This is a genomic window from Pseudomonas sp. MM211 (assembly GCF_020386635.1).
Classification (GTDB): Bacteria; Pseudomonadota; Gammaproteobacteria; order Pseudomonadales; family Pseudomonadaceae; genus Aquipseudomonas.
This window is the reverse complement of the sequence record NZ_CP081942.1, coordinates 1,732,683-1,757,304: the sequence shown is the minus strand read 5'-3', so window position 1 is coordinate 1,757,304 and position 24,622 is coordinate 1,732,683. Positions and strand designations below refer to the sequence as shown.

20 protein-coding genes are annotated in these 24,622 nt (G+C 61.3%); 9 read left to right on the top strand and 11 right to left on the bottom strand.

Annotated features, from left to right (window positions below):
- Nucleotides 1-59: 59 nt before the first annotated feature.
- The 8 genes from K5Q02_RS07855 to K5Q02_RS07820 form a co-directional block, all read right to left on the bottom strand.
- Complete coding sequence (locus K5Q02_RS07855) at nucleotides 60-1,208, bottom strand: iron-containing alcohol dehydrogenase (protein WP_225838046.1); 1,149 nt, start codon at nucleotides 1,206-1,208, stop codon at nucleotides 60-62.
- A 177-nt stretch (nucleotides 1,209-1,385) separates the two neighbouring features.
- Complete coding sequence (locus tag K5Q02_RS07850) at nucleotides 1,386-2,756, bottom strand: sigma-54 interaction domain-containing protein (protein WP_225838044.1); 1,371 nt, start codon at nucleotides 2,754-2,756, stop codon at nucleotides 1,386-1,388.
- 190 nt (nucleotides 2,757-2,946) lie between these two features.
- Complete coding sequence (locus K5Q02_RS07845; RefSeq protein ID WP_225838042.1) at nucleotides 2,947-3,771, bottom strand: ABC transporter permease; 825 nt, start codon at nucleotides 3,769-3,771, stop codon at nucleotides 2,947-2,949.
- Nucleotides 3,772-3,930: 159 nt separating this feature from the next.
- Nucleotides 3,931-5,178 (bottom strand): ABC transporter permease, encoded by a 1,248-nt coding sequence (locus tag K5Q02_RS07840; RefSeq protein WP_225838041.1) that lies wholly within the window; start codon nucleotides 5,176-5,178, stop codon nucleotides 3,931-3,933.
- Nucleotides 5,179-5,292: 114 nt separating this feature from the next.
- Nucleotides 5,293-6,327 (bottom strand): ABC transporter substrate-binding protein, encoded by a 1,035-nt coding sequence (locus tag K5Q02_RS07835; protein ID WP_225838039.1) that lies wholly within the window; start codon nucleotides 6,325-6,327, stop codon nucleotides 5,293-5,295.
- A gap of 44 nt (nucleotides 6,328-6,371) precedes the next feature.
- Nucleotides 6,372-7,481, bottom strand: coding sequence for an ABC transporter ATP-binding protein (locus K5Q02_RS07830; RefSeq protein WP_225838037.1), 1,110 nt, complete (start codon nucleotides 7,479-7,481; stop codon nucleotides 6,372-6,374).
- A gap of 218 nt (nucleotides 7,482-7,699) precedes the next feature.
- Entirely contained in the window at nucleotides 7,700-8,329 is a 630-nt protein-coding gene (locus K5Q02_RS07825; protein WP_225838035.1) for a response regulator, read from the bottom strand.
- 15 nt (nucleotides 8,330-8,344) lie between these two features.
- The gene (locus tag K5Q02_RS07820) at nucleotides 8,345-10,747 is read right to left on the bottom strand and encodes a PAS domain-containing sensor histidine kinase (RefSeq protein WP_225838033.1); all 2,403 of its coding nucleotides are present in this window, start codon (nucleotides 10,745-10,747) and stop codon (nucleotides 8,345-8,347) included.
- A 189-nt stretch (nucleotides 10,748-10,936) separates the two neighbouring features.
- Between K5Q02_RS07820 and K5Q02_RS07815 the strand changes: the two genes are divergently transcribed.
- Nucleotides 10,937-11,908 carry an alpha/beta hydrolase family protein gene (locus tag K5Q02_RS07815; RefSeq protein WP_225838031.1) on the top strand — a complete coding sequence of 324 codons (972 nt, stop codon included), beginning with the start codon at nucleotides 10,937-10,939 and terminating at the stop codon, nucleotides 11,906-11,908.
- Between the two features lie 39 nt (nucleotides 11,909-11,947).
- Here the strand turns inward: K5Q02_RS07815 and K5Q02_RS07810 are convergent, their stop codons facing one another.
- Genes K5Q02_RS07810 through K5Q02_RS07800 form a run of 3 tightly spaced genes read right to left on the bottom strand, consistent with a single transcriptional unit; the run spans nucleotide 11,948 to nucleotide 14,401 of the window.
- Nucleotides 11,948-12,706 (bottom strand): DnaJ domain-containing protein, encoded by a 759-nt coding sequence (locus tag K5Q02_RS07810; protein WP_225838029.1) that lies wholly within the window; start codon nucleotides 12,704-12,706, stop codon nucleotides 11,948-11,950.
- Nucleotide 12,707: 1 nt separating this feature from the next.
- Nucleotides 12,708-13,379: an N-acetylmuramate alpha-1-phosphate uridylyltransferase MurU gene (gene murU, locus K5Q02_RS07805; RefSeq protein ID WP_225838027.1), complete on the bottom strand. Its 672-nt coding sequence runs from the start codon at nucleotides 13,377-13,379 to the stop codon at nucleotides 12,708-12,710.
- Complete coding sequence (locus tag K5Q02_RS07800; protein ID WP_225838026.1) at nucleotides 13,376-14,401, bottom strand: aminoglycoside phosphotransferase family protein; 1,026 nt, start codon at nucleotides 14,399-14,401, stop codon at nucleotides 13,376-13,378. The genes murU and K5Q02_RS07800 overlap by 4 nt, the downstream gene beginning before the upstream one ends.
- A gap of 125 nt (nucleotides 14,402-14,526) precedes the next feature.
- On the opposite strand from K5Q02_RS07800, the gene K5Q02_RS07795 reads away from it, so the two are divergent.
- From K5Q02_RS07795 to K5Q02_RS07760, 8 genes are all read left to right on the top strand, one after another.
- The gene (locus tag K5Q02_RS07795) at nucleotides 14,527-17,292 is read left to right on the top strand and encodes an LPS-assembly protein LptD (RefSeq protein WP_225838024.1); all 2,766 of its coding nucleotides are present in this window, start codon (nucleotides 14,527-14,529) and stop codon (nucleotides 17,290-17,292) included.
- Entirely contained in the window at nucleotides 17,273-18,568 is a 1,296-nt protein-coding gene (locus K5Q02_RS07790) for a peptidylprolyl isomerase (RefSeq protein WP_225838023.1), read from the top strand. The genes K5Q02_RS07795 and K5Q02_RS07790 overlap by 20 nt, the downstream gene beginning before the upstream one ends.
- A gap of 99 nt (nucleotides 18,569-18,667) precedes the next feature.
- Complete coding sequence (pdxA, locus tag K5Q02_RS07785) at nucleotides 18,668-19,672, top strand: 4-hydroxythreonine-4-phosphate dehydrogenase PdxA (protein ID WP_225838022.1); 1,005 nt, start codon at nucleotides 18,668-18,670, stop codon at nucleotides 19,670-19,672.
- A 132-nt stretch (nucleotides 19,673-19,804) separates the two neighbouring features.
- A complete protein-coding gene (gene rsmA / locus K5Q02_RS07780) occupies nucleotides 19,805-20,617 on the top strand; it encodes a 16S rRNA (adenine(1518)-N(6)/adenine(1519)-N(6))-dimethyltransferase RsmA (RefSeq protein WP_225838021.1) in 813 nt (270 codons plus the stop codon).
- A 14-nt stretch (nucleotides 20,618-20,631) separates the two neighbouring features.
- Nucleotides 20,632-21,012, top strand: a complete 381-nt coding sequence (gene apaG, locus K5Q02_RS07775; RefSeq protein ID WP_225838020.1) for a Co2+/Mg2+ efflux protein ApaG — start codon at nucleotides 20,632-20,634, stop codon at nucleotides 21,010-21,012.
- Nucleotides 21,012-21,836, top strand: coding sequence for a symmetrical bis(5'-nucleosyl)-tetraphosphatase (locus K5Q02_RS07770; RefSeq protein WP_225838018.1), 825 nt, complete (start codon nucleotides 21,012-21,014; stop codon nucleotides 21,834-21,836). Before apaG ends, K5Q02_RS07770 begins: the two co-directional genes overlap by 1 nt.
- Nucleotides 21,833-22,162: a thiosulfate sulfurtransferase GlpE gene (gene glpE, locus K5Q02_RS07765; RefSeq protein ID WP_225838016.1), complete on the top strand. Its 330-nt coding sequence runs from the start codon at nucleotides 21,833-21,835 to the stop codon at nucleotides 22,160-22,162. Before K5Q02_RS07770 ends, glpE begins: the two co-directional genes overlap by 4 nt.
- 491 nt (nucleotides 22,163-22,653) lie before the next feature.
- The gene (locus K5Q02_RS07760; protein WP_225838014.1) at nucleotides 22,654-24,576 is read left to right on the top strand and encodes a PrkA family serine protein kinase; all 1,923 of its coding nucleotides are present in this window, start codon (nucleotides 22,654-22,656) and stop codon (nucleotides 24,574-24,576) included.
- Nucleotides 24,577-24,622 lie beyond the last annotated feature (46 nt).

The following is a 24,622-nucleotide window of genomic DNA, read 5'->3' as shown; positions in this document are numbered from 1 at the left end:
TGGACGTAAACCAGTACGCCCCGGCAGAACCGGGGCGCTTCATCAGCTGTTGCGGGTTATCAATAGGCGGCGCGGTAGATCTGCTCGATATCGCCGGCAGTCAGGCGACGTGGGTTGTTGCGCATCAGGCGGTCGATCTTGCTGGCCTCCTCGGCCATGGCCGGGATGGCGTCTTCCGGCACGCCGAAGCTGCGCATGCCCTTGGGGATATCGACGCTGGCGCACAGCTCGGCCATGGCCTCGACCGCCAGGTCGGCAGCGGCCTTGTCACTAAGCCCGTGGGTCTGCACGCCCATGGCGGTGGCGATTTCGGCCATGCGCTCGACGCAGGCAAGCTTGTTCCAGGCCATCACGTAGGGCAGCAGCAGCGCGTTGCTGACCCCGTGGGCGATGTTGAAACGCCCGCCCAACGGATAAGCCAGGGCATGCACCGCACCGACGCCGGCATTGCCGAATGCCATGCCGGCCATCAGGCTGGCGGTGGCCATGTCTTCACGCGCGACGAGGTCGGCCGGGTTGGCGTAGGCTTTGGGCAGCGCTTTGCTGATCAGCTTGATGGCGCCAATGGCCAGCGCATCGGTGATCGGCGAGGCATTCACCGACAGGTACGACTCCACGGCATGCACCAGGGCATCGACGCCACTGGCCGCCGTCACGCTGCGCGGGCAGGTCAGGGTCATCAGCGGGCTGACGAGGGCGACGTCGGGCAACAGATAGTCGCTGACGATGCCTTTTTTCAGTTGCGCCTTCTTGTCGGAAAGAATCGACACGTTGGTCACTTCCGAACCTGTACCCGCCGTGGTCGGGATGGCGATCAGCGGAGGGCCTTTACGCTTGACCTGGTCGACGCCGAACAGCTCTTCCAGCGCGCCGTCATGGCCGACGTAACCGGCCACCGCCTTGGCGATATCGATGGCGCTGCCGCCACCGACGCCGATCAGGCCATCATGGCCGCCCGCGCGGTACACCTTGGCGCAGGCTTCGACGATGGCGATCTCAGGCTCCGGCTCGACGCCATCGAAGATGCCATAGGCGCGCTCGCCCAGTTGTTTGAGGACGTGATCGACGGTGCCCGACTTGATCAGGATGGCGTCGGTTACGATCAGCGGGTTCTGTATGTTCAGACGGGGCAGTTCGTTCGCCAGTTGCTCGACGGCGCCTTGGCCGGTCAGCAGCTTATTGGCGATCTTGAATGCGGCAATACTCATCATCAGGCCCTTTTATGTGGTGTTCAGCTTTGCGGGTTCGGGCCTGTCATAGCGATTCCTGTGCCAGCCTGACGAAACCCTTGCTGTAGACGGGTTGCGTCGATTTGCCACAGGCTATTGGGGTGCTGCAGCGATCAGCAAATGGATCAAAAAGGCCTCGCTTGATCCACTTACCAATCAGCCTTGCTCCCAGCGCTTCATCTTCTGCACCAGGGTGGCCTGGCTCAAGCCGAGCACGCGGGCGGCTTCGCGGGTGGTCTTGTGCTGCACCAGCGCCTTGCGGATCAGCCGGCGCTCGAGCTGTTCGACCTGCTTGCGCAGTGGCAGCAGGCTGTCGTCACTGGCATCACGCTCACTGCTGCGCATCTCTTCGGGTAGGTCGAAGAGCTCCACCGCTGCGCCGCTGCAGGTGACTACCAGGCGCTCGACCAGATTGATCAGTTCGCGGATGTTGCCCGGCCAGGAATAGTCGGTCAGCGCATCCAGCGCCTCCAGCTCCCACTCCAACTCGCGCCCGTAGCGCTGATTGAATTCGGCCAGGTAGAAGTCGAGCAGCGGCTGGATCTCCTCGCGCCGCTCACGCAGTGCCGGAATGTGGATCGGTACCACGTTGAGCCGGTAGTAGAGGTCGGCACGGAAACGCCCTTCGCTGACCATGGCGCGCAGGTCATGGTGGGTGGCGGTGATGATGCGCACGTCCACTTCCTTCAACTCTAGGCCGCCGACCGGAATGAAGCGGCTTTCCTCGATGACCTTGAGCAACTTCACCTGCAGCGCCAGCGGCAGGTCGCCAATCTCGTCGAGAAACACCGTGCCATGGTGCGCCAGCTCCAGCAGACCACGCTTGCCCTTGCTGCCGGCGCCGGTGAAAGCACCCGCGACGTAACCGAACAGCTCGGCTTCGATCAGGTTTTCCGGCAAGGCGCCGCAATTCAGCGCCAGAAAGGGCTGCGCGGCCCGCGGGCTGCTCTTGTGGATGTACTGGGCGATCAGCGTCTTGCCGACACCGGTCTCGCCCTGCAGCAGCACCTTCACATCACTGGCGGCGACCTGGCGGGCCTGAGCGAACACCCGCCCGGATGCCGGGTGATCAGCCACCGGCGAGGCGTCGAGCAGATCGTCACGCTGGCCAGCGTGCAGGCGCGCGGTGCTGTTGCGCAGCTGCTTGAGCTGTTGCAACTCGTCACGCTCGTGCTTCATGCGCAGCAATTCGGTCATGTCGCGCACGGTGCTGACCACGTAACGCACCTGGCCTTCGGCGGTGAAGATCGGCGTGCCACTGACTAGCAGGCGCTTGCCCTGGCTGACGCTCTGCATCAGCGACAGCGCCCTGCCCTCCTTGAGCACCCGCAGCGACACCGACTGGGAAATCACCCCCTGCTCGACCAGCGCCTGCATGTGCTGGCCAACCACATCCTCGCTGCGCAGCCCGGTGAGCCGCTCGTAAGCGCTGTTGACCTTGAGGGTGATGCCATCGGCATCGGTGATGTACACGCCGTCGTGCAGCGCATCGAGCAGCTCGCGAAAACTGGGATCGTCGAAATCCATGGGGCTTTCCGGGAAACGCGGGAGAGCGCGGCAGTTTACCCGCATGCACTCACCAGGCATAAAAAATGGCCGGGAGCCATTTTTAACGTCGCTCGCGACGGCCCGCAGGGTGGCCGCCAGGGATGGCTGGCCATAAAAAAACCGCCGCAACCGAGGGGTGTGCGGCGGTTACGGCAGAGCCGTAGAAAACTTATTCGGCCTGGGTACGCAGCTTCTCGCTGCGCCCGCGCAGCCACTCGAGGGTCAGCAACAGCAGAATCGAGAAGCCGATTAGCAGGGTTGCTGCAGCGGCGATGGTCGGGCTGAGGTTTTCGCGAATGCCGCTGAACATCTGCCGTGGCAGGGTGACCTGCTGCGGGCCGGCGAGAAACAGGGTCACCACCACTTCGTCGAACGAGGTGGCGAAAGCGAACAAGGCGCCAGAAATCACCCCGGGCGCGATCAGCGGCAAAGTCACCCGGCGGAACGCGGTGATCGGTGACGCACCGAGGCTGGCGGCGGCACGCACCAGGTTGTAATTGAACCCCTGCAGCGTGGCCGACACGGTGATGATCACGAACGGCACGCCCAATACCGCGTGCACCACGATCAGCGACAGGTAGCCGTTGGCCAGGCCGAGCGGCGCGAAGAACAGGTAGCTGGCGACGCCGATGATCACCACCGGTACTACCATTGGCGAAATCAGCAGGCTCATCACCAGCGCCTTGCCGCGAAAGTCCGAGCGGGTCAGGCCGATGGCCGCCAAGGTACCCAGAACCATCGCCAGCACGGTCGCCGCCGGGGCGATGATCATGCTGTTCTTCAGCGCACGCATCCACCCGGCCGAGCCGAAGAAGTCCTCGTACCAGCGCATCGAGAACCCCTGCATCGGGTAGATCAGGAAGGTGCCGGAGTTGAACGACAGCGGCACGATCACCAAGATCGGCAGCACCAGAAACAGCAGTACCAAGCCGCAGAGCAGACGCAGGCCGTAGTACCAGGCGCGCTCCACGGGAGACATGTAGGGGCTCAGCATTTTCTATTCTCCATTCCATAAGCAGGTCGCTAAAAAACTACCTGCGTTGCCGCTACTTCGTTAAAACATCCTCAAAATGCTCATGTACAAAAGTACACTCCGCTTTTTCGTCTGTTTTGCCTAATAGCGGCTGCCTCGCTAACGTTTTTCAACAGACTGCTAACCCAGACGCAGGCGACCTGCGCCCACCAGCCAGCTGTAAACCATGTAGAGCAGCAGCGTGGCGACCAGCAGCAAGCCGCCCAGTGCGGTGGCCATGCCCCAGTTGATGGTGGTGTTGGTGTAGAAGGCGACGAAGTAGCTGACCATCTGGTCGCTCGGGCTGCCCAGCAACGCCGGGGTGATGTAGTAGCCGATGGACAGGATGAACACCAGCAGACAGCCTGCGCCGACGCCGGCCAGGGTCTGCGGGAAATACACCCGCCAGAAGCTGGCGAACGGATGACAGCCAAGCGAGATCGCCGCACGCATATAGCTTGGCGATATGCCCTTCATCACGCTGTAGATCGGCAGGATCATGAACGGCAGCATGATGTGCACCATGGAGATGTACACACCCGCTCGGTTGAACACTAACTCCAGCGGTTGGTCGATCAACCCCAGCTTGATCAGCGCCGAGTTGATCAGACCGCCCGACTGCAGGAGCACGATCCAGGCGGCGACGCGCACCAGAATCGACGTCCAGAACGGCAGCAGCACCATGATCATCAGCAGGTTGCCCTGGCGGGTCGGCAAGTTGGCCAGCAGGTAAGCCAACGGATAGGCCAGTGCCAGACAAATGGCGGTGATCACCGCGCCCATCCAGAACGTACGGGCGAAGATGTCCAGGTAGATGGCCTGATCCGGCGTGGTCTTGACCACGGCGCCGCTGTCGTCGACCCGATGATCGAGCGAAGCAAGCAGGTAGTAAGACGTCCAGGAACTGGTGTTGCGACGGATCACCTGCCAGTAGGCGGGGTCACCCCAGCGCTCGTCGAAAGACTCCAGGGCCTCCTTGTAGGATGCCGGCTCGGCCTCGAACGGCAATGCACGACCGGTCTTGGCCAACAGGCTGCGGTAGCCGGCCAGTTCCATGTTCAGGCGCTTGGACAGGTCGCCCAGTTTCTGCTGTTCACGGGCCTCGGCCAAATCAAGCGCCAGTGCCTGATAGACAGGTTCGGCAGGCAGGCCACGACCGTCCCACGACTCGATGGCGGTGACGGTTCTCGGCATCGAGCCGATCACGTCCGGGTTATCCACACTGCGGTTGAGCAGCGCCACGATTGGCACCAGAAAGGTGAAGACGAGAAACAGCACCAGCGGCAGGATCAACGCCTGAGACTTAAGGCGATTCATCCGCTCGGCGCGCGCCAGACGCTGCTTGAGCGAGGGGCCGGCGACCTCGGCATGGGGCACTGCTAGGGCCATGGGGCTAACTCCGGTGAAACAGAAAAGGAATTCGGGGGTAGAGCCAGAGCGCCTGCGTGCAGGCGCTCCTTGCAACGGGTGAAAGCAGCTGCGCTTTCACCTTTGAGCGAGCCGTTACTTGGCAGCCCAGGAGTTGAAACGCTGCTCCAGTACTTCGCCGAAGTCGGCCCAGAAGGTCACGTCCATGGCCACCTGATTGGCGATGTTCTGCGGTGCGGTCGGCAGGTCGGCAGCGATCTTGGCGTCCAGCAGATCCACCGCTTTCGGGTTGACCGGCCCGTAGGCGATGTTTTCCGAATAGGTCTTCTGGTTTTCCGCCTGCAGGGTGTAGGCGATGAACTTCAGGGCTTCGTCCTTGTTCTTCGCGCCTTTCGGGATCGCCCAGGCGTCGAAGTCGTAGATGCCACCGTCCCACACCACTTTCAGGCTGCTGCCTTCTTTCTGGGTGGCGGCGATGCGGCCGTTGTAGGCCGAACTCATGACCACGTCACCGGAAGCGAGATACTGAGGCGGCTGAGCGCCGGCTTCCCACCACTGGATGTAAGGCTTGAGCTCGTCCAGTTTCTTGAACGCGCGCTCCTGGCCGTCCTTGCTCGCCAGCACCTTGTAGACGTCCTTCGGCGCGACGCCGTCGGCCATCAGGGCGAACTCGAGGGTGTACTTGGCGCCTTTTCGCAGGCCACGCTTGCCCGGGAATTTCTTCACGTCCCAGAAATCGGCCCAACTGGTCGGTGCGGTGGTCAGCTTGTCGGCGTTGTAGGCCATGACGGTCGACCAGACGAAGAAGCCGACGCCACAGAAGGAGGCAGCACCTGGCACCAGGGCGTTCTTGTCGCCAACCACCGAGTAGTCGATCTCTTCGAACAGGTCTTCGTCGCAACCACGCGCCAGTTCTGGGGATTCCACCTCGACCAGATCCCACGACACGCTGTTGGTGTCGACCATGGCTTTGACCTTGGCCATTTCACCGTTGTACTCGCCAGCGATGATCTTGCCGTTACCCGCCGCTTCCCACGGCTGGTAGTAGGCCTTGACCTGGGCGTCCTTGTTGGCGCCACCGAAGTTGATGACGGTAAGGTCTGCAGCGTGAACCTGTGCAGCGCAGACCAGCCCCAGTGTCAGCGCGGAAAGGGAGAATATCTTCGACATTTTTATGTTGGCTCCAAGTGCTGTGGTAAAGCGCAAAACGCCGATCATTCCGCCGACAGCGGATCAAGGGCGCGAACGTGCTCGACCTGCCAGCCGAGCGGGATCACGTCACCGACGGCAAGCGCAGAATCGAGCTCGGCAATCGGCTGTTTGACGAAGAAATCGGTCTTGCCGCACACCTCGAGGCGCACCCGAACGTGGTCACCGAGGTAGATAAATTCGGACACACGACCGGAAAAGCGGTTGTCGCAGGTCTGCGCTGCAGCGTTCAGGCGAATGCGCTCCGGGCGGATCGACAGACTCACCGCATCGCCCGGCTGACCGACATTGACCGCCAGCGCCTGTACCTTCTCGCCACGGCTCAGCTGCACGATGCAGTTGTCGCCATTACGCTCCACCAACTGGCCGGCGAAGCGATTGTTCTCACCGATGAACTGGGCGACGAAGGTGTTGCACGGCGACTCGTAAAGTTCACGCGGCGGGGCGATCTGCTGAATCTCGCCCTGATGGAACACGGCGACGCGATCGGACATGGTCAGCGCTTCGCTCTGGTCGTGGGTCACATAGACCACGGTCACGCCCAGGCGCTGGTGGATGTGCTTGATCTCCATCTGCATGTGTTCACGCAACTGCTTATCCAGCGCCCCGAGCGGTTCGTCCATCAGTACCAGTTGTGGCTCGAACACCAGGGCACGGGCTAACGCCACACGCTGCTGCTGGCCACCGGACAACTGCGCCGGATACCGGCTGGCGAAGGCATCAAGCTGTACCATCGACAGCGCACGCTTGACCCGTTCACTGACGTCGGCCTTGCTCATGCCGCGCACAGTCAGAGGAAATGCCAGGTTTTCCAGCACGGTCATGTGCGGGAACAGCGCGTAATTCTGGAACACCATGCCGATGTCGCGCTTGTGCGGCGGCACGTTGTTGAGGCGCTTGCCGGCCAGAATAATTTCGCCAGCTGTGGGCGTTTCGAAACCAGCCAGCATCATCAGGCTGGTGGTCTTGCCGGAGCCGGATGGCCCAAGCAGGGTCAGGAACTCGCCTTTGCGAATGTCCAGGTTGAGGTCTTTGACGATCAGGTTCTCGCCATCGTAGCTCTTTTGCACGCCACGAAAGCTAACCAGGATGTCGCTCGAAGAAGTGTCGCCCATCACCGCACCTGCCTGTTGTTCTACCGTGCCTCAAGACTAGAACCGGCGTTAGAACCTGAAAATCGGGCGTGCTGACACTTTGATATAAGGGAGACGGAAAGGCGCTTGTAGGGCGAGCCCTACAGCTGTGTCGCAAATAGATAAGTCCTTGAGGCGCACCTACGATTCGATCAACTGCAACCTAGAAAGAACGTGTCGCGAATAGACACGTCGGTCTGTCAGACCAGCTTATGCTCGACCGCGTAACGCACCAGGTCGGCGACCGAATGCAGGTTGAGCTTCTGCATCAGGCGCGCCTTGTGGGTGCTGATGGTCTTGCTGCTGAGCGCCAGGTGAGCGGCGATCTCGTTGACGCCCTCTCCTTGCACCAGGCGCTCGAACACTGAAAATTCGCGTTCGGAAAGCCGCGCGTGAGGTGGCCGAGCATCAGTCAGGCCAACCTCGAAGACCATCCGATCGGCCAGATCAGGGTCGATGTAGCGCCCCCCGCCGGCCACCTTGCGGATCGCCGTCAGCAGCAAGGCCGGGTCGCTGTCCTTGGTGGCATAACCGGCAGCGCCGACCTTCAGAGCCCGGGCCGCCATCTGCGCTTCGTTGTGCATCGACAGCACCAGGATCGCTGGCGGCTGGGGCAGTGCACGAATTCGCGGAATCGCTTCCAGGCCGTTGACGCCGGGCATGGAGATATCCAGCAGCACAACCTCACAGGGCGTGTGCCGCAGGGTTTCCAGCAGTTGCTCACCGTTACTCGCCTCGCCGACCACTTGCAGGTCGCGGGCCATGCCGATCAGTTGCTTGATGCCTTCGCGGACGATGGTGTGGTCTTCCGCCACCAATACTCGGATCACGTGCTCAACCTCTGCTCAGTCATTGGACACACACTCATGCAGCGGCACCCTGACCCGCAACAGAGTACCTTCGCCGGGACGGCTGTCGAGGGTCAATTGTCCGCCGAGCATCAGCACCCGCTCGCGCATGCCCACCAGTCCAAAGGAATCGGTACGTACAGCAGCTGGATTGAAGCCGCGGCCGTCGTCACTGATCGACAGGCGCAGGCTGTCGCCCAGCAGTTCCAGGCGCACCGTCACCGTGTGTGCGTCGGCATGGCGCATGACGTTGGTCAGCGACTCCTGAAGGATGCGAAATAACCCGGTCGCCTTGGCATCACTCAGCGGCGGCACGTTCTCGGGCACCTCGACCAGGCAGGGAATCTGCGTGCGCGCTTCGAAACGCCGTGCCTGCCACTCAATGGCCGAGGCGATGCCAGCGTCCAGAATCGGTGGACGCAGCGCGGTGGCCACATCACGCACCAATTGGAACAACTGGGCGATCAGCTTCTTCATGTTGTTCAGGCGATCACGCAGGCCGGGGTCAAGATCGGCGTAACCCAGTTCGCACATTGAGGTTTCCAGCTTGAGCACGGTCAGCACTTGGCCTAGTTCGTCATGCACTTCACGGGCAATGCGCGCTTTCTCCTCCTCACGCACGCTTTCCAGGTGCGCCGACAGATCGCGCAGACGCACCTGCGATTCAGCCAGCGCCAGCTCGTTGCGTTTGTTCTCGCTGATGTCCCAGACCACGCCGTCCCAGATCAGCCGACCGTCTGCCATGCGCCGGGCCATGGCCTTGATGTCGACCCAGCGCGACTCGCCGGTGTGGGTGAGCATGCGCCCCTGCCAGTGCCAGTCGCTGTCACTGTCGAAGGCGCGATCCTGGACGCGGTGGTAGCCGGCCTTGTCGTCCGGGTGCACCAGGCTGCGCAGCCCATGATCGGGTGCCAGCAGCGTCGACGCGCGATAGCCGACCAGGCTTTCGCTGCCTTCCCCGATGAAGGCGAACAACGCCGGATCACCCGGGCGGGCGCGCTCCAGGCGAAACACCACGCCAGGCACGTTGGAGGCGATGCCTTGCAGCCGCGCCTCACTCTCCTGCAGCGCGGCCAGGGCACGGCGACGCTCGGTGACATCGGTGATGAACACCACCAGGTACTCGGTATCGCGGTACTGCAGAAAACTCAGCGATACGTCCACCGGCAAACGACTGCCATCGGCCCGCAGGCATTCTGTCTCGAAGCTCGGTGGCCGCTCGTCGCCACTGCGCGCCAGCCGCCATAGGTTGAGCCAGCGATCCATGCTCAGGCTCGGCTCGAAATCACTTAATGGCCGGTCGACCAATCCGCCACTGCGGCAGCCCAGCATTGCCTCCGCCGCACGGTTGGCATAACGCACATGGCTGTCCCAATTGACCCAGAGGATGCCCACCGTGCTGTTGTCGATGGAGAATTGCGACAGCCGCAGTGCATCGCGGGCAACCTCGCGCAGCTCAATCTCGTGACGCGCGGCGAGCAGACGAAACTCCAGGGTGTCGCGTTGGCGCCTCATCAACAGCGCCAGCAGCAGTGCGAAGACCAGCAGCAGACCGAGCAGCAGGCTGATTCCGCGCCAGAAGCTCGACGAGCTTTCCTGCTGCAGGTAACTCGGCGGCAACCAGCGATTGTGCAGATCGTCCAGCTCGCGGGCGGGCACACTGCGTAACGCAACGTCGACGATGGCCGACAGCTCCGGCCAGTCACGCCGTGTGGCGACGCGCAGTAACTGCGGAAAACCGATATCACCGACGATCGCCAAGCCAAGAAATTCCGGCTCACGGGACAGGCGCCCCAGCTGCGCTTCATCGAGTACCGCGTAGCTGGCCTGCCGATTGAGTACTCGCTGCAGGGCCTGGCGCGGTGAGCTGGCGCTGTCCAGCTTGAGCTTCGGATAGCTGCTGCGCAGGTAATCGAGCACGGTGTTCGATACTTTTAAAGCAATGGGCGAACGCCCGTCGAGCTGTTCCAGATCGACCGAGCCGCTGCTGTCCCGTTCACCGATCAGCAAGTGCGATACGCGCAGGAAGGGATCGGAAAACACCCAGCGGCGCAGCCCGGCGGGCGTCTGGCCAAGACCACTGGCCAGGTCGATCTGATCATTGTGCAGCGCCTGCTCCAGCTCTTCCTGAGTCTGGAAGGTACGCCAGCGCAACTGCACGCCCATCAATGCGGCCAGAGTGTGCATCATCTCGACATTGGCGCCGGTCAGACGGTGCAGGCGTCGGTCGAGTTGCGCATAGGGCGTCTGCAATACCACTCCAGCACGCAGTACGGGGTGGTCGGCCAGCCATTGCTGCTGCGCCGCATCGAAAATCGGCGCGGGGGCAGGCGGCGACTCATTCGCCCACAGCGCGGTCGGCAGGCTCAGCAGCAGGAGAAACAGCCAGCGGTGGATCATGCTCGGGCACCGAAAGACACAAGGAGGCAGCAGGGGCCAATGGCCGCCGCGAAAGCTGCATTAAGCTACATCAGGATCTGACAAATCCACGACAAGTTGGCGAGCGCCATGGTTTCAGCAAGACCGCGGCTTGCGCTGAAACGTCAACAGCCCCTAGTCTCTAAGCGCTATTCACATTCGAGCCATACGATGACGCGCTTTCGACACTCGCCACGCTACGTGCTGTGCCTTGCGCTCCTGGCAGGCAGCTTGTCTGCACAGGGCGAGCAGAGCACGCCGGCCGAAGCAGGCGAAAAGGCTGATGCTAAACCTGAGCAGCGCGCGCCTCTGGCCGAACGCAGTGACCTCGAAGCCCTGGCACTCGAACGGCAGCTGGCAGCCAATGAGCAGCAGCGCCTCGACGCCGCCGGCACACAGTTTCTCGCACTTTGGTTGCCAGCCAACGACCCTGCACCCAAGGGTGCAGTGGTTCTGCTGCCGGGCGATGACGAGAGTGCCGATGCGCCGAGGGTCATCGGCCCCTTGCGGCAAAAGCTACCGGATGCTGGCTGGCACAGCCTGAGCCTGAGTCTGCCGGATCCTCAGGGCGCCAACCTTCCGCTGCGCGTCGCCGAACCGCCCGCGGCGGCGGGCGAGGCGCCGGCCGAGAAATCTGCGGAGCCGGCCACGCCCGAGCCGACACCAGCACCAGCTACCGAGCCAGCCCAAAACGCAGAGGCCGCGCGCGCCGCGCATGTCGAGCGGGTGTTCGCGCGAATCGACGCGGGCATCGCCTTCGCCGCACAACAGCAGGCCAAAACAGTGGTGCTGCTGGGCCACGGCAGCGGCGCCTATTGGGCGGCACGCTATATCGCCGAGCGCAAACCGGCCAATGTTACGCACCTGCTGTTGGTGGACATCCATCAGCCAGAAGGCTTCGAGTCGCCAATCAATGACCTGCTGACGCAACTCAAGGCCAGTGTCGGTGACTTCTATTACCGCGACAGCCCTACCGCTCGACAGGCAGCGCTATTGCGCAAGCAGCTCAGTCAGCGGCAGAAGCAGCCGGCCTTCGTGCAGGTTGGCCTGGATGCGCTACCGGGCAATCCAGCAGTTGGCGAAGAGCAGTTGTTCCGTCGCTTGCGCGGCTGGCTGGACAAGCAGGCCGGCGGTGGCAAGTAAGCGTCCGCCCCAGCGCTGCTGCAAACTCGCCTCGCCGGCTTAACGAAAGCCCTGGCGCTGGCGGATCAAGGCATAGGCGTTGTGCAGCTCGCGGGTCTTATCGGTGGCCTCACGGACTTTATCGGGCGCCGCACCACTGCCGGCCATCTTGTCCGGGTGATGACGACTGAGCAGACGCCGGTAGGCTTTCTTGATCTGCTGCGCGTCGCTTTCCGCATTCACGCCGAGCAGACGCAGCGCTTGCTGATAGCTGTCAGGAGCGGCAGTCGGTGGCCCACGACGTGGTGAGTAGGTAGCGCTCAACGCCTCTTGGGCATTGGCCGAAACCCCCAGCCATTTACCCCACAGCAAGATCAACTCGCGTTCGGCCTGCCCCACCTTGCCATCGGCCCAAGCCATGCGCCAACAGGCTCGCAATAGTGCATCCGCATCGGCGCGCTGGCGTTGTAGAGCGCCACGCAGATTATCCTGCCCCGTCTTGCCCCGGGAAAATGCCTCGATGGCTGCAGCCTTGGCTGACTCGCCGACGGCCAGACGCTGCATCTCGGCACGGGCCTGGCGGATATGCGCCTGCTGCACCACACCATCGCTTTTCGCCAAGCGGCCAAGCATGACGAACAGCAAGTGTTCATCACCCACGGTTGATGAGCTACGCAGTCGCTTCCCCAACACCTTCCAGCCACGCAGACCGAGGCGCCGGTCGAGCACCTGCCCCAGCAGCCCGCCGAGCAGCAGCCCGGGGATGCTCGCCAGTGCATAGCCCGCCACGGCACCTACCAGCGTCAGCGGCCAGTACATCTCAGCGCTCGCCCGTCAGCAGGCGTTCGACTTCGGCCAGCCGCTCGTGGGTACCGACATCGACCCAGCACCCGGAAAAACACTCACCACTGACTTGCCCGGCCGCCATGGCGTCGCGCAGCAGAGGGGCGAGTTTGAAGGCACCCGGCTGGCTGCTCGCGAACAGTGCCGCGCTCAGCACGGCGATACCGCTGTAGGTGAAGCTGTTGCGGCCTGCGACGGCATCTTCGACCTGGCCGCCCTGCAGCTGGAAGTCGCCTTTCGGGTGGTGAGGCGGGTTGTCCACCAGCACCAAATGCGCCTGCCCGCTCAGCGGACGGCGCAGCTTGGCGAAATCGTAATCCGTGAAGATATCGCCATTGACCACCACGAAAGGCTCATCACCCAGCAGCGGCAGCGCCTTGAAGATCCCACCGCCGGTCTCCAGCGGCTCGCCCTCGGGCGAGTAGTGAATGCTTACGCCATAGCGCTCGCCATCACCGAGATAATCCTCGATCTGCTGGCCGAGCCAGGCGTGGTTGACTACCAACTCGGTAAAACCGGCACGAGCCAGAGCCCGCACGTGGTATTCGATCAGTGGCACACCGGCGGCTCGCACCAAGGGCTTTGGCGTATGCAGCGTCAGCGGCCGCAGCCGCTCGCCCTTGCCGGCGGCGAGAATCATCGCCTTCATCGGGCAGCCCCCGCAGCTTGCTTGAGCTGGGAAATCAGTTCGCCAAGCTCTGCCAGTTCCGGCCGCCTGCCGAGTACCGCGTCTATATAGGCGAAGAAACGCGGCACATCAGCCAGGTAGCGGGGCTTGCCGTCCCGGTGGCAGATGCGCGCGAAAATGCCAATCACCTTGAGGTGGCGCTGTACGCCCATCAGGTCGCTGGCGCGCAGGAAGTCCTGCACATCGTCCTGCACCGGTATGCCTGCGGCACGGGCCTGCTGCCAGTAATCTTCCAGCCAGGCCTGCACCCGCGCTTCCGGCCAGCTGAGGAAGGCATCCTTGAACAGGCTGGTGATGTCATAGGTAACGGGATCATAGACGGCGTCCTGAAAGTCCAGCACACCGGGGTTGGGCTCGCTGATCATCAGGTTGCGCGGCATGTAGTCACGGTGCACCAGCACCTTGGGCTGGGCCAGGGCACTGTCGATCAGCAGGGTACAGATGCGCTCCCAGGCGGCCTGCTGGGCGGAATCGAAGGTAATGCCCAGCTCTCGGGCAACATACCAATCCGGAAACAATTGCAGCTCACGGCGCAACAAGGCGTCATCGTAGTGTGGCAATGGCTCGTCCATCGGCAGTCGCTGATAAGCCAGCAACGCGTCAATGGCCGGGCTGAACAGACTATCGGCGTTGTCGCTGTCGATCACGTCCAGGTAAGTCTGTCGGCCAAGATCGCTGAGCAGCAGAAACCCCTGCTCGAGATCCGCCGCATGGATAAGCGGCACGTTGAGATCGGCGCGCGCCAGCAAGCTCGCTATGTCGACGAACGGTCGGCAGTTTTCCTGTGGCGGCGGCGCATCCATCACGATCAGGCTGCGGCCAGCGGCCTGCCAGCGGAAATATCGGCGGAAGCTGGCGTCGCTACTGGCTGGCTGCAATGAGGCATGTGGCACCTCGCCCCAGTGTTTTGCAGCGAATAATTCTTGCAACTGGGGCGCCAGCCACTGTTGCAGACGCTGCAGACGTACATCTTGATCAGGCATTACAAGGGTCTCCGACGGCGCTAGCCGTTGCGCGGGTCATGCTTTATTATCCAGCATCTTTTTCAGCCCATCGAGAGGCGTGCGGCCCCTGGGGCCAAAAGCGCACAGGAAGCCCGGAAAACAAGATGGCAGTAAAATACCCCGCTTTTCGTAAGAAATTCCCGCTTCTGGTAACGGGCGGCCTGTTGGCCCTTCAGCCTTTCGCCAGCCCATTCGCCACAGCTGCCGAGCAGTTCAACTGCCAGGCATCGCCTACCGGCGGTTGGGCCTGTGCGCCGCAAACCAGCACGGCCAATCTGCCTATACGCCCGACGCACAGCACCAATGCGGTGAGCGCCGGCACGGCTACTACGGCAGCAGCTAAGCCTGAGACCAAGGCGGCGCCAACGCAAGTCACCGAAAGTGGTGGCCGAGCGCTGGCTTCACGTAGTGCCGACTACAGCCACCTGGACTGGGTACCACGCGAGCAGCTGACCAGTGCGCAGCTGGCCGAGATCGGCCCATCCTGCTCAGGCTCTTATATCGAGCCGAGCCGCCCGGGCATGAACGACACTACGCCGATGAGCGAAGCGCCGATGTTCGTGTCTGCCAAGGCTTCTCGCTATCAGCAGGAAGAACAGGTCGCCACCCTCGCCGGTGATGTGGTCGTGCGCCAGGCCGGCATGCAGGTCGAGGCCGACGAGGCCAACCTGCACCAGGCCGAAAACCGCGGCGAGCTGATCGGCAACGTGCGCCTGCGCGACAAGGGGGCTCTGGTCGTCGGCGATCGTGCCGAGCTGCAACTGGACAACGGTGAAGCGCAGATCGAAAACGCCGAATACGTGATGCACGCCGCTCATGTACGTGGCAGCGCGGCCTACGCCAAGCGCGAAGAAACCGCCATCATCCGCCTCAAGGATGGTACTTACACCAGCTGCGAACCAGGCAGCAACGCGTGGCACCTGACGGGTAACAACATCACCCTGAACCCAGCCACCGGCTTCGGTACCGCGACCAACGTCACCCTGCGGGTCAAGGATTTCCCGGTGTTCTACACACCGTACATCTACTTCCCAATCGATGACCGTCGCCAGTCCGGCTTCTTGCCACCCAGCTTCGGCAGTTCCGGCAGCAATGGCCTGACCCTGCAGACACCCTACTATTTCAACCTGGCGCCGAATTTCGATGCCACTTTGTATCCGACCTACATGGCTAAACGCGGCCTGCTGCTCGAGGGCGAGTTCCGCTATCTGACCCAAAACAGCGAGGGCCAAGTCGGCGGTGGTTATCTTGACGACCAGGAAGACGAGCGCAAACTGCAGTCGGGTTACAAAGACCAGCGTTGGATGTATAGCTGGCAGCACAAGCAGGGCTTGAATGACCGCCTCTTGGCCGAAGTCGACTACACCGATATCAGTGACCCCTACTACTTCCAGGATCTGAAGACGGATCTGGGAATCGAAACATCCACGTATGTGAACCAGCGTGGCACGCTAACCTGGCGTGGTGACAGCTACACCGCACGGCTCAACGCTCATGCCTACGAGCTGGCCACTATCACCGACGTGACCCCGTACGATCGTTTGCCTCAGATCACTCTGGACGGCAAGCTGCCTTTCGAGCCGGGCGGTCTGAACTTCACCTACGGCACCGAGCTTGTACGCTTCGATCGCGACCTGCGTAGCGGAAACTACATCGACCAGAATGGCAACGTCGAAGGCCCATGGAACGACGTAAATATCCAGGGTCTAGCCCGCTCTACTGGCACTCGTATGCATGTAGAGCCAGCAGTCAGCCTGCCGCTGGACTGGAGTTGGGGCTTCATCAAGCCTCAGATCAAGTACCTGCAGACCAACTACGACCTGGATATCGATCAGCAAGGCAGGAACACGCTGCTCGCCGATGAGCAGTTCAGCAGCAGCCAGAACCGCGGCGTGGGTATGTTCAGCGTCGACAGCGGCCTATATTTCGACCGCCAGACATCGCTATTTGGGCGCGAAGCTCGCCAAACACTCGAGCCACGCCTGTTCTACCTCTATGTGCCCGAAGAAGATCAGACCGATATCCCGGTATTCGACACTGGCGAGAGCAGCTTCAACTACGCATCGCTGTGGCGCGAAAACCGCTTCAGCGGTAAGGATCGCATCGGCGACGAAAACAAGATTTCCCTTGGCGTAAGCAGCCGCTGGATCGAACCGAATGGTTTCGAGCGTCAGCGCTTCAGCATCGGCCAGGCCTTCTACTTCGAAGACCGTCAAGTGCAGATGCCTGGCATCGACTACCGCACACGTGATGAGTCGCAGTCCTCGGTATCGCCGTACGCTCTGGAATACATGTATCGCTACAACCAGGACTGGCGCTTCACCTCGGACTTCAACTGGGATCCGGACGCGCACCGTACCCGTTCGGGTAGCGCCATGTTCCACTACCAGCCAGCCGACAACCCACGCAAGATCGTCAACGTCGGCTATCGCTATCGCAACGACACCCTCAACTACGACCAGAGTACCGGTCGCTGGGGCTTCGGTAGTGACTACGGTACGCCAGGCACCGACACCTACATCAAGGACTACTACAAGATCAGCCAGCACGACTTCTCCGTCATCTGGCCACTCGGCCCGCAGTGGAGCGTTATTTCCCGCTGGCAGTACGACTACGGCCGCAACCGTACCCTGGAAGCCTTCGGCGGCTTCGAGTACGACAGCTGCTGCTGGAAGCTGCGCGTCATCAACCGCTACTGGATCGACTACGACGAGGTCAGCCTCAACCCCTCGCGTAACGACGAGCCAGATAACGGCATCTTCCTGCAAATCGTCCTCAAAGGCCTGGGCGGCGTGACGGGTAGCAACGTTGAGACATTCCTCGACCAAGGCATTCAAGGTTATCGTAAACGTGAAGATCAAGCTTTCTGAGTGCGTGCGCCCGCTGCTGCTGGGCGCGCTGTTTCTGGGTACCGCGGCACACGCCGATGTACAGCCCCTCAACCGCGTGGTGGCGATCGTCGATAACGACGTGATCATGCAGACCCAACTCGACGCCCGTGTTCGCGAGGTGCAACAGACCATCGCCAAGCGCGGTGCCGAGGTACCACCGGCCAATGTACTGACTCAGCAGGTGCTGGATCGCCTGATCATCGAGAACATTCAGTTGCAGATGGGCGAGCGCTCCGGCATTCGCATCAGCGACGAGGAGCTCAATGAGGCAATCACTACCATTGCCCAGCGCAATGGCATGAACGTCGAGCAATTCCGCGCCGCACTGGCCCAGGATGGCTTGTCCTTCAATGAAGCCCGCGATCAGGTTTCCCGCGAAATGGTCATCAGCCGCGTGCGCCAGCGCCGTGTGGCTGAGCGCATCCAGGTGACGGATCAGGAAGTGAAAAACTTCCTGGCCTCCGATCTGGGCAAGATGCAACTCTCCGAAGAGTTCCGCCTGGCCAACATCGTCATCCCTGTGCAGGAAGACGCGTCTTCCGATGCGCTGCAGACCGCCGAACGTCGTGCCCAGGATATCTACCAGCAAGCGCGCCAGGGCGCCGACTTCGGCCAACTGGCCATCGCCAACTCCGCCAGTGAAACGGCGCTGGAAGGCGGTGAAATGGGCTGGCGCAAAGCGGCTCAACTGCCGCCGCCTTTCGACAGCATGCTGGGTGCCATGAGTGTGGGTGACGTGAGCGAGCCGATCCGTACGCCAGGCGGCTTCATTCTGCTCAAAGTGCTGGAAAAGCGTGGTGGTGAGGCTGCAGCCGTACGTGACGAAGTCAACGTGCGCCATATCCTGATCAAACCCAGCGAAATCCGTAGCGAAGCGGAAGCTCAGGTTCTGGCAGAGCGTCTCTACCAGCGCATCCAGTCTGGAGAAGACTTCGCCGAACTGGCGAAAAACTTCTCCGAAGACCCGGGTTCGGCCCTCAATGGCGGTAGCCTGAGCTGGATCGATCCCAACGCCCTGGTACCCGAATTCCGCGAAGTGATGAACAACACCGCCAGCGGTGAAGTTTCCAAGCCGTTCAAGAGCCAGTTCGGCTGGCACGTACTGCAGGTCATGGGCCGACGCGCCACTGACAGCAGCGAGCAGATGCGTGAACAGCAGGCCCTCAACCTGCTGCGCAATCGCAAGTACGAGGAAGAGCTACAGACCTGGCTACGCCAGATCCGCGATGAAGCCTACGTGGAGACCAAGCTGTAAGCTTGGTTGTATGCTGCACGACTAAGCCCGGCCCAGCGCCGGGCTTTTTCATTTCTGTCTGCGCTAGAATCGCTAGCGACCTGCCTTCGAGAGTTGATCATGCCCCACAGCCTGCGCTTCGCCCTTACCCCCGGAGAACCGGCAGGCATCGGCCCGGATCTGTGCCTGTTGCTCGCTCGCGAGCGCCAGGCACATGCACTGATCTGCATCGCCAGTACGGCACTTATGCAGGAGCGCGCGGTGCAGTTAGGGCTGGATATCAGCCTGATCGAAGCCAGCCCCGATAACTGGCCGCAGCAACCAGCTCCTGCTGGCAGCCTGTATGTGTGGGATACACCACTCGGCCAACGGGTAGAAACCGGCCATCTGGACAAGGCCAATGCCACCTACGTACTGCAAACCCTGACCCGCGCCGGTCAGGGCTGCATGAACGGCGACTTCGCAGGATTGATCACCGCCCCGGTACATAAAGGAGTGATCAACGAGGCCGGCATCAGCTTTTCAGGCCATACCGAATTTCTCGCCGAACTGACTCACACTGAACAGGTGGTGATGATGCTGGCGACGCGGGGATTGCGCGTTGCCCTGGTGACGACACATCTGCCGCTCAAAGATGTCGCAAGCGCGATCACCCATGAGCGCCTGCTGCGTGTGACGCGCATCCTGCACACCGACCTGCGTGACAAATTCGGCATTGCCGAACCGCGCATCCTGGTCTGCGGCCTTAATCCACACGCCGGTGAAGGCGGCCACTTAGGGCGCGAAGAGATGGAGATCATCGAACCGACACTGCAGCAACTGCGTGCCGAAGGCTTGAACCTTATCGGCCCTCTGCCCGCCGATACACTGTTTACACCCAAACACCTCGAACACTGCGATGCGGTGTTGGCCATGTATCACGACCAAGGGCTACCGGTGCTCAAATACAAAGGATTCGGCGCGGCGGTGAACGTAACCCTCGGTTTGCCGATTATCCGTACTTCAGTCGATCACGGTACCGCCCTGGATCTGGCAGGTACTGGTCGCATCGATTGCGGTAGCCTGCAGGTCGCACTGGAGACCGCCTATGAAATGGCCCAAAGCAGCGGTGCACGCAAGACCTGAAGCCTTCAGCCCCCCTTCAACGGCGAGCAGCAACGCGCTTGACGGTCGTTCCCTGCTAGACTGCGCGTTTTCGCCTGACCGCTTTATGCTCTTGCTTGATGCTTGCAGCTTGAAGCTTGGAGCTGCTTTTTGATGTCCGAGCCCTACCAACACCGTGCGCGCAAACGTTTCGGCCAGAACTTTCTTCACGATGCCGGGGTGATCCATCGCATCCTGCGGGCCATCCATGCGCGCGATAGCGAACACCTGCTGGAAATCGGCCCAGGCCAGGGCGCACTCACCGAAGGGTTGCTGAACAGCGGTGCACAACTCGATGTGATCGAACTGGATCTCGACCTGATTCCCATCCTGGAAGCGAAATTCGGTGCAGAACCACGCTTCCGCCTGAATCAGGGCGACGCCTTGAAGTTCGATTTCGCTCGCCTGCAAGCCGAACCCAACAGCCTGCGCGTCGTCGGCAACCTGCCCTACAACATCTCCACACCGCTGATTTTCCACCTGCTGGCCAATGCCCACCTGATCCGCGACATGCACTTCATGCTGCAGAAGGAAGTGGTCGAGCGCTTGGCTGCCGGCCCCGGCGGCGGTGATTGGGGACGGCTGTCGATCATGGTGCAGTACCACTGCGAGGTGGAGCACCTGTTCAACGTCGGCCCCGGTGCCTTCAATCCGCCCCCCAAGGTTGATTCAGCGATCGTCCGCCTGACGCCGCACAAACAGCTGCCGCACCCTGCCAAAGATCACCATCTGCTCGAGCGTGTGGTGCGCGAAGCGTTCAATCAGCGCCGCAAGACCCTGCGCAACACCCTCAAGGCTCTGCTTCCAGCCAGCGAGATCGAAGCGGCAGGCGTCGATGGCAGCTTGCGCCCGGAACAGCTGGATCTGGCCGCATTCGTGCGTTTGGCCGACCAGTTAGCCGAACAACCCGTTCCCTCGCTCACCTGACTTACCGAGTGCCCATGTCCGACTCTCGCTACCAGATCGACGTCAGCATCATCACCCGTTACCTGCCGGAGCAGTCACAGCCGCAGCAGAATCGCTTCGCCTTTGCTTACGACGTGACCATCGCCAACAACGGCGAACTGTCAGCGCAACTGCTGTCGCGCCACTGGCTGATCACCGATGGCAATGGTCAGGTTCAGGAGGTACGCGGCGCAGGTGTGGTTGGCGAGCAGCCACTGATCGAGCCTGGCACCAGCCACAGCTATAGCAGCGGTACATTGATGGCGACCCAGGTTGGCACCATGCAGGGCAGTTACCAAATGATCGCCAATGACGGTCAGCGCTTCGACGCCCTCATTGCCCCCTTCCGCCTCGCGGTGCCGGGTGCCCTGCACTGATGGCAACCTATGCCATTGGTGATCTACAAGGTTGCCTGAAGCCGCTGCAATGCTTACTGGAGCGTGTCGCCTTCGATCCTGAGCGGGATCGGCTGTGGCTGGTCGGCGACTTGGTCAATCGCGGGCCCGAATCGCTGGAAACCTTACGGTTTCTGTACCGAATGCGTGATTCACTGGTCTGTGTACTGGGCAATCACGACCTGCACCTGCTGGCCGCCTCACGCAATATTGAACGGCTCAAGCGTGGCGACACGTTGCGGGAAATCCTTGAGGCAGCCGATCGCGACGACTTACTCGACTGGCTGCGCAAACAGAAGCTGCTGCACTACGATGAGCAGCGCGATATAGCGCTGGTACATGCAGGCATTCCCCCGCAATGGAACATGGCCAAGGCGCTCAGGCGCGCTGAAGAAGTCGAGAACGCCCTGCGTGACGACGCCCTCTACCCAATGTTCCTCGACGGCATGTACGGCAACGAACCCGCGCGCTGGAACAAGGAGCTGCAAGGTGTGACGCGGCTGCGGGTGATCACCAACTACTTCACCCGTATGCGCTTCTGCAAGGCGGACGGCACCCTGGATCTGAAAAGCAAGGAAGGCCTTGGTACGGCTCCCGCCGGCTACCTTCCCTGGTTCAGCCACAAGCAGCGCAAAACCCGTGGCCATAAGATCGTCTTCGGCCACTGGGCTTCCCTGGAGGGACATTGCGATGAACCTGGGGTATTTGCCCTGGACTCGGGCTGCGTGTGGGGGGGTAGTTTGACTTTGATGAATATCGACAGCGGCGAATACCATCGCTGCGACTGTAGCGAGGAAACAGCATGAGCGAGTTCAAACGCATCCCCCCGGAGCAGGCCCAGGCCCTGCGTGAGAATGGTGCTGTGGTAGTCGACGTCCGTGACCCACAAAGTTTCGCTGCCGGGCATATCAGCGGCTCGCAGCACCTGGACAACTACTCCCTGGCTGATTTCATTGCCAAGGCCGATCTCGATGGGCCAGTGATCGTCGCCTGCTACCACGGCAACTCCAGCCAGAACGCAGCCGCCTACCTGGTTGGCCAGGGTTTTTCCGACGTTTACAGCCTCGACGGCGGCTTCGAACTCTGGCGCAACACTTACCCACAGGAAACCGCCTCCAGCCAGCCGGAATGAAAAATCGCCGGGAGCCATTTGCAACCTCGCTGGCGACAACCCGCAAGTTGGCCGCCAAGGATGGCAGTCCATAAAAAATTTTAGCCGCCAGGCCCGCGCCAGCACTGGGCTCGGCTCTCCCCAGAGTGCTGCAACGGCACGACTGCCTGCGATTGCGCCTTGACCTTGGCGATTCCGAACTATCCTTACCTCAGGCCATCCCAATTCAGGTAGCCGGCCAATCGGCCGAACGGGCCATCGGTAACCACCTTCAGCAGACAGTCAGGCCATGCAACGAATGGTCATGGCGGGAGAAGGCAGCCGATACGCCGCGCGGGTATTACTCGCTCGGCGGCTGTCCTTGAACCTGCCACGCCACGGACAGGCCGACCACGAGGTTCTGACTAGCTGCGGGGTGCTCGGGGGATTCATCTCGGTAGCGCAAGCTCCGGGTCTGCATGCACCCGCTCGACCGATCCCGGCCGGCTCCAAGCATCGAGCGAGGTGAAGTCATGAGCATTTTCAGTCACTTCCAGCAACGATTCGAGGCGACCCGCCAGGAGGAGTACTCGCTGCAAGAGTACCTCGAACTGTGCAAACAGGATCGCAGCACCTACGCCAGTGCTTCCGAACGCCTGCTGATGGCAATCGGCGAGCCGGAGCTGCTCGATACGTCGCACAACTCGCGTTTATCACGCATATTTTCCAATAAGGTGATCCGCCGCTACCCCGCCTTCGCCGACTTCCATGGCATGGAAGAGTGCATTGAGCAGATCGTTTCCTACTTCCGCCACGCAGCTCAAGGCCTGGAAGAAAAGAAACAGATCCTTTATCTGCTAGGCCCCGTCGGTGGCGGTAAATCGTCCCTGGCCGAGAAGCTCAAACAACTGATGGAGAAGGTGCCCTTTTACGCCATCAAGGGCTCACCGGTATTCGAATCTCCTCTTGGGCTATTCAATGCAGATGAGGACGCCGCCATCCTCGCAGAAGATTACGGCATTGAACGACGCTATCTGGGTAGCATCATGTCGCCGTGGGCCAGCAAGCGCCTGGCCGAGTTCGGGGGCGATATCAGCCAGTTCCGCGTGGTCAAGCTCTACCCCTCGATCCTCAATCAGATCGCCATCGCCAAGACCGAGCCCGGCGACGAGAACAACCAGGATATCTCTGCGTTGGTCGGCAAAGTGGATATCCGCAAGCTCGAAGAGTACCCGCAGAACGATGCCGACGCTTACAGCTACTCGGGCGCGCTGTGCCGGGCCAACCAGGGCCTGATGGAGTTCGTCGAGATGTTCAAGGCACCGATAAAGGTGCTGCATCCACTGCTCACTGCCACTCAGGAAGGCAACTACAACAGCACCGAAGGCCTGGGGGCGATCCCCTACAACGGTATTCTGCTGGCCCACTCCAATGAATCGGAATGGCACACCTTCCGCAACAACAAGAACAACGAAGCGTTCATCGACCGTATCTACATCGTCAAGGTGCCCTACTGCCTGCGCGTCAACGACGAGATCAAGATCTACGACAAGCTGTTGATCAGCAGCTCGCTGGCCAACGCCCACTGCGCGCCGGACACCCTGAAGATGCTCGCCCAGTTCTCTACCCTGTCGCGCCTCAAGGAGCCGGACAACTCCAACATCTACTCGAAGATGCGCGTCTACGACGGCGAGAACCTCAAGGACACCGACCCCAAGGCCAAGTCGATTCAGGAATACCGCGATGCCGCTGGCGTCGACGAAGGCATGAATGGTCTGTCGACCCGCTTCGCCTTCAAGATTCTCTCCAAGGTGTTCAACTTCGACCCCCATGAAATCGCCGCCAACCCGGTGCATCTGCTCTATGTGCTGGAACAGCAGATCGAGCAGGAACAGTTCCCCAGCGAAGTGCGCGAGCGTTACCTGCGCTTCATCAAGGAGTACCTGGCACCGCGCTACATCGAATTCATCGGCAAGGAGATTCAGACCGCTTATCTCGAGTCCTACAGCGAATATGGCCAGAACATCTTCGACCGTTACGTGCTGTACGCCGATTTCTGGATCCAGGATCAGGAGTACCGCGACCCGGAGACCGGTGAAATCCTCAACCGCGTAGCCCTCAACGAGGAGCTGGAGAAGATCGAGAAACCGGCCGGCATCAGCAACCCGAAAGACTTCCGCAACGAAATTGTCAACTTCGTGCTGCGCGCCCGCGCCAACAACAACGGCAAGAATCCGACCTGGCTGAGCTACGAGAAGCTGCGCGTGGTCATCGAGAAGAAGATGTTCTCCAACACTGAGGATCTGCTGCCCGTCATCAGTTTCAACGCCAAAGCCAGCAAAGAGGATCAGCAGAAGCACAACGACTTCGTCAACCGCATGGTCGAGCGCGGCTACACCGAGAAGCAGGTTCGCCTGCTGTCCGAATGGTATTTGCGCGTACGTAAATCGCAGTAAGCGGCCTCAGGCTTCAGGCCATGGCGGCTCAGCCGCCCGTGGCTTG

What these genes read in the sequence shown, in the direction of transcription:
- K5Q02_RS07760 (WP_225838014.1), top strand. Translation starts at nt 22,654, where the DNA reads ATGAGCATTTTCAGTCACTTCCAGCAACGATTCGAGGCGACCCGCCAG.
- K5Q02_RS07845 (WP_225838042.1), bottom strand. Translation starts at nt 3,771, where the DNA reads ATGCTGAGCCCCTACATGTCTCCCGTGGAGCGCGCCTGGTACTACGGC.
- K5Q02_RS07835 (WP_225838039.1), bottom strand. Translation starts at nt 6,327, where the DNA reads ATGTCGAAGATATTCTCCCTTTCCGCGCTGACACTGGGGCTGGTCTGC.
- K5Q02_RS07850 (WP_225838044.1), bottom strand. Translation starts at nt 2,756, where the DNA reads ATGGATTTCGACGATCCCAGTTTTCGCGAGCTGCTCGATGCGCTGCAC.
- K5Q02_RS07830 (WP_225838037.1), bottom strand. Translation starts at nt 7,481, where the DNA reads ATGGGCGACACTTCTTCGAGCGACATCCTGGTTAGCTTTCGTGGCGTG.
- pdxA (WP_225838022.1), top strand. Translation starts at nt 18,668, where the DNA reads ATGCCCCACAGCCTGCGCTTCGCCCTTACCCCCGGAGAACCGGCAGGC.
- K5Q02_RS07840 (WP_225838041.1), bottom strand. Translation starts at nt 5,178, where the DNA reads ATGGCCCTAGCAGTGCCCCATGCCGAGGTCGCCGGCCCCTCGCTCAAG.
- K5Q02_RS07810 (WP_225838029.1), bottom strand. Translation starts at nt 12,706, where the DNA reads ATGTACTGGCCGCTGACGCTGGTAGGTGCCGTGGCGGGCTATGCACTG.
- glpE (WP_225838016.1), top strand. Translation starts at nt 21,833, where the DNA reads ATGAGCGAGTTCAAACGCATCCCCCCGGAGCAGGCCCAGGCCCTGCGT.
- K5Q02_RS07815 (WP_225838031.1), top strand. Translation starts at nt 10,937, where the DNA reads ATGACGCGCTTTCGACACTCGCCACGCTACGTGCTGTGCCTTGCGCTC.
- murU (WP_225838027.1), bottom strand. Translation starts at nt 13,379, where the DNA reads ATGAAGGCGATGATTCTCGCCGCCGGCAAGGGCGAGCGGCTGCGGCCG.
- K5Q02_RS07800 (WP_225838026.1), bottom strand. Translation starts at nt 14,401, where the DNA reads ATGCCTGATCAAGATGTACGTCTGCAGCGTCTGCAACAGTGGCTGGCG.
- apaG (WP_225838020.1), top strand. Translation starts at nt 20,632, where the DNA reads ATGTCCGACTCTCGCTACCAGATCGACGTCAGCATCATCACCCGTTAC.
- K5Q02_RS07795 (WP_225838024.1), top strand. Translation starts at nt 14,527, where the DNA reads ATGGCAGTAAAATACCCCGCTTTTCGTAAGAAATTCCCGCTTCTGGTA.
- K5Q02_RS07855 (WP_225838046.1), bottom strand. Translation starts at nt 1,208, where the DNA reads ATGAGTATTGCCGCATTCAAGATCGCCAATAAGCTGCTGACCGGCCAA.
- K5Q02_RS07820 (WP_225838033.1), bottom strand. Translation starts at nt 10,747, where the DNA reads ATGATCCACCGCTGGCTGTTTCTCCTGCTGCTGAGCCTGCCGACCGCG.
- K5Q02_RS07770 (WP_225838018.1), top strand. Translation starts at nt 21,012, where the DNA reads ATGGCAACCTATGCCATTGGTGATCTACAAGGTTGCCTGAAGCCGCTG.
- rsmA (WP_225838021.1), top strand. Translation starts at nt 19,805, where the DNA reads ATGTCCGAGCCCTACCAACACCGTGCGCGCAAACGTTTCGGCCAGAAC.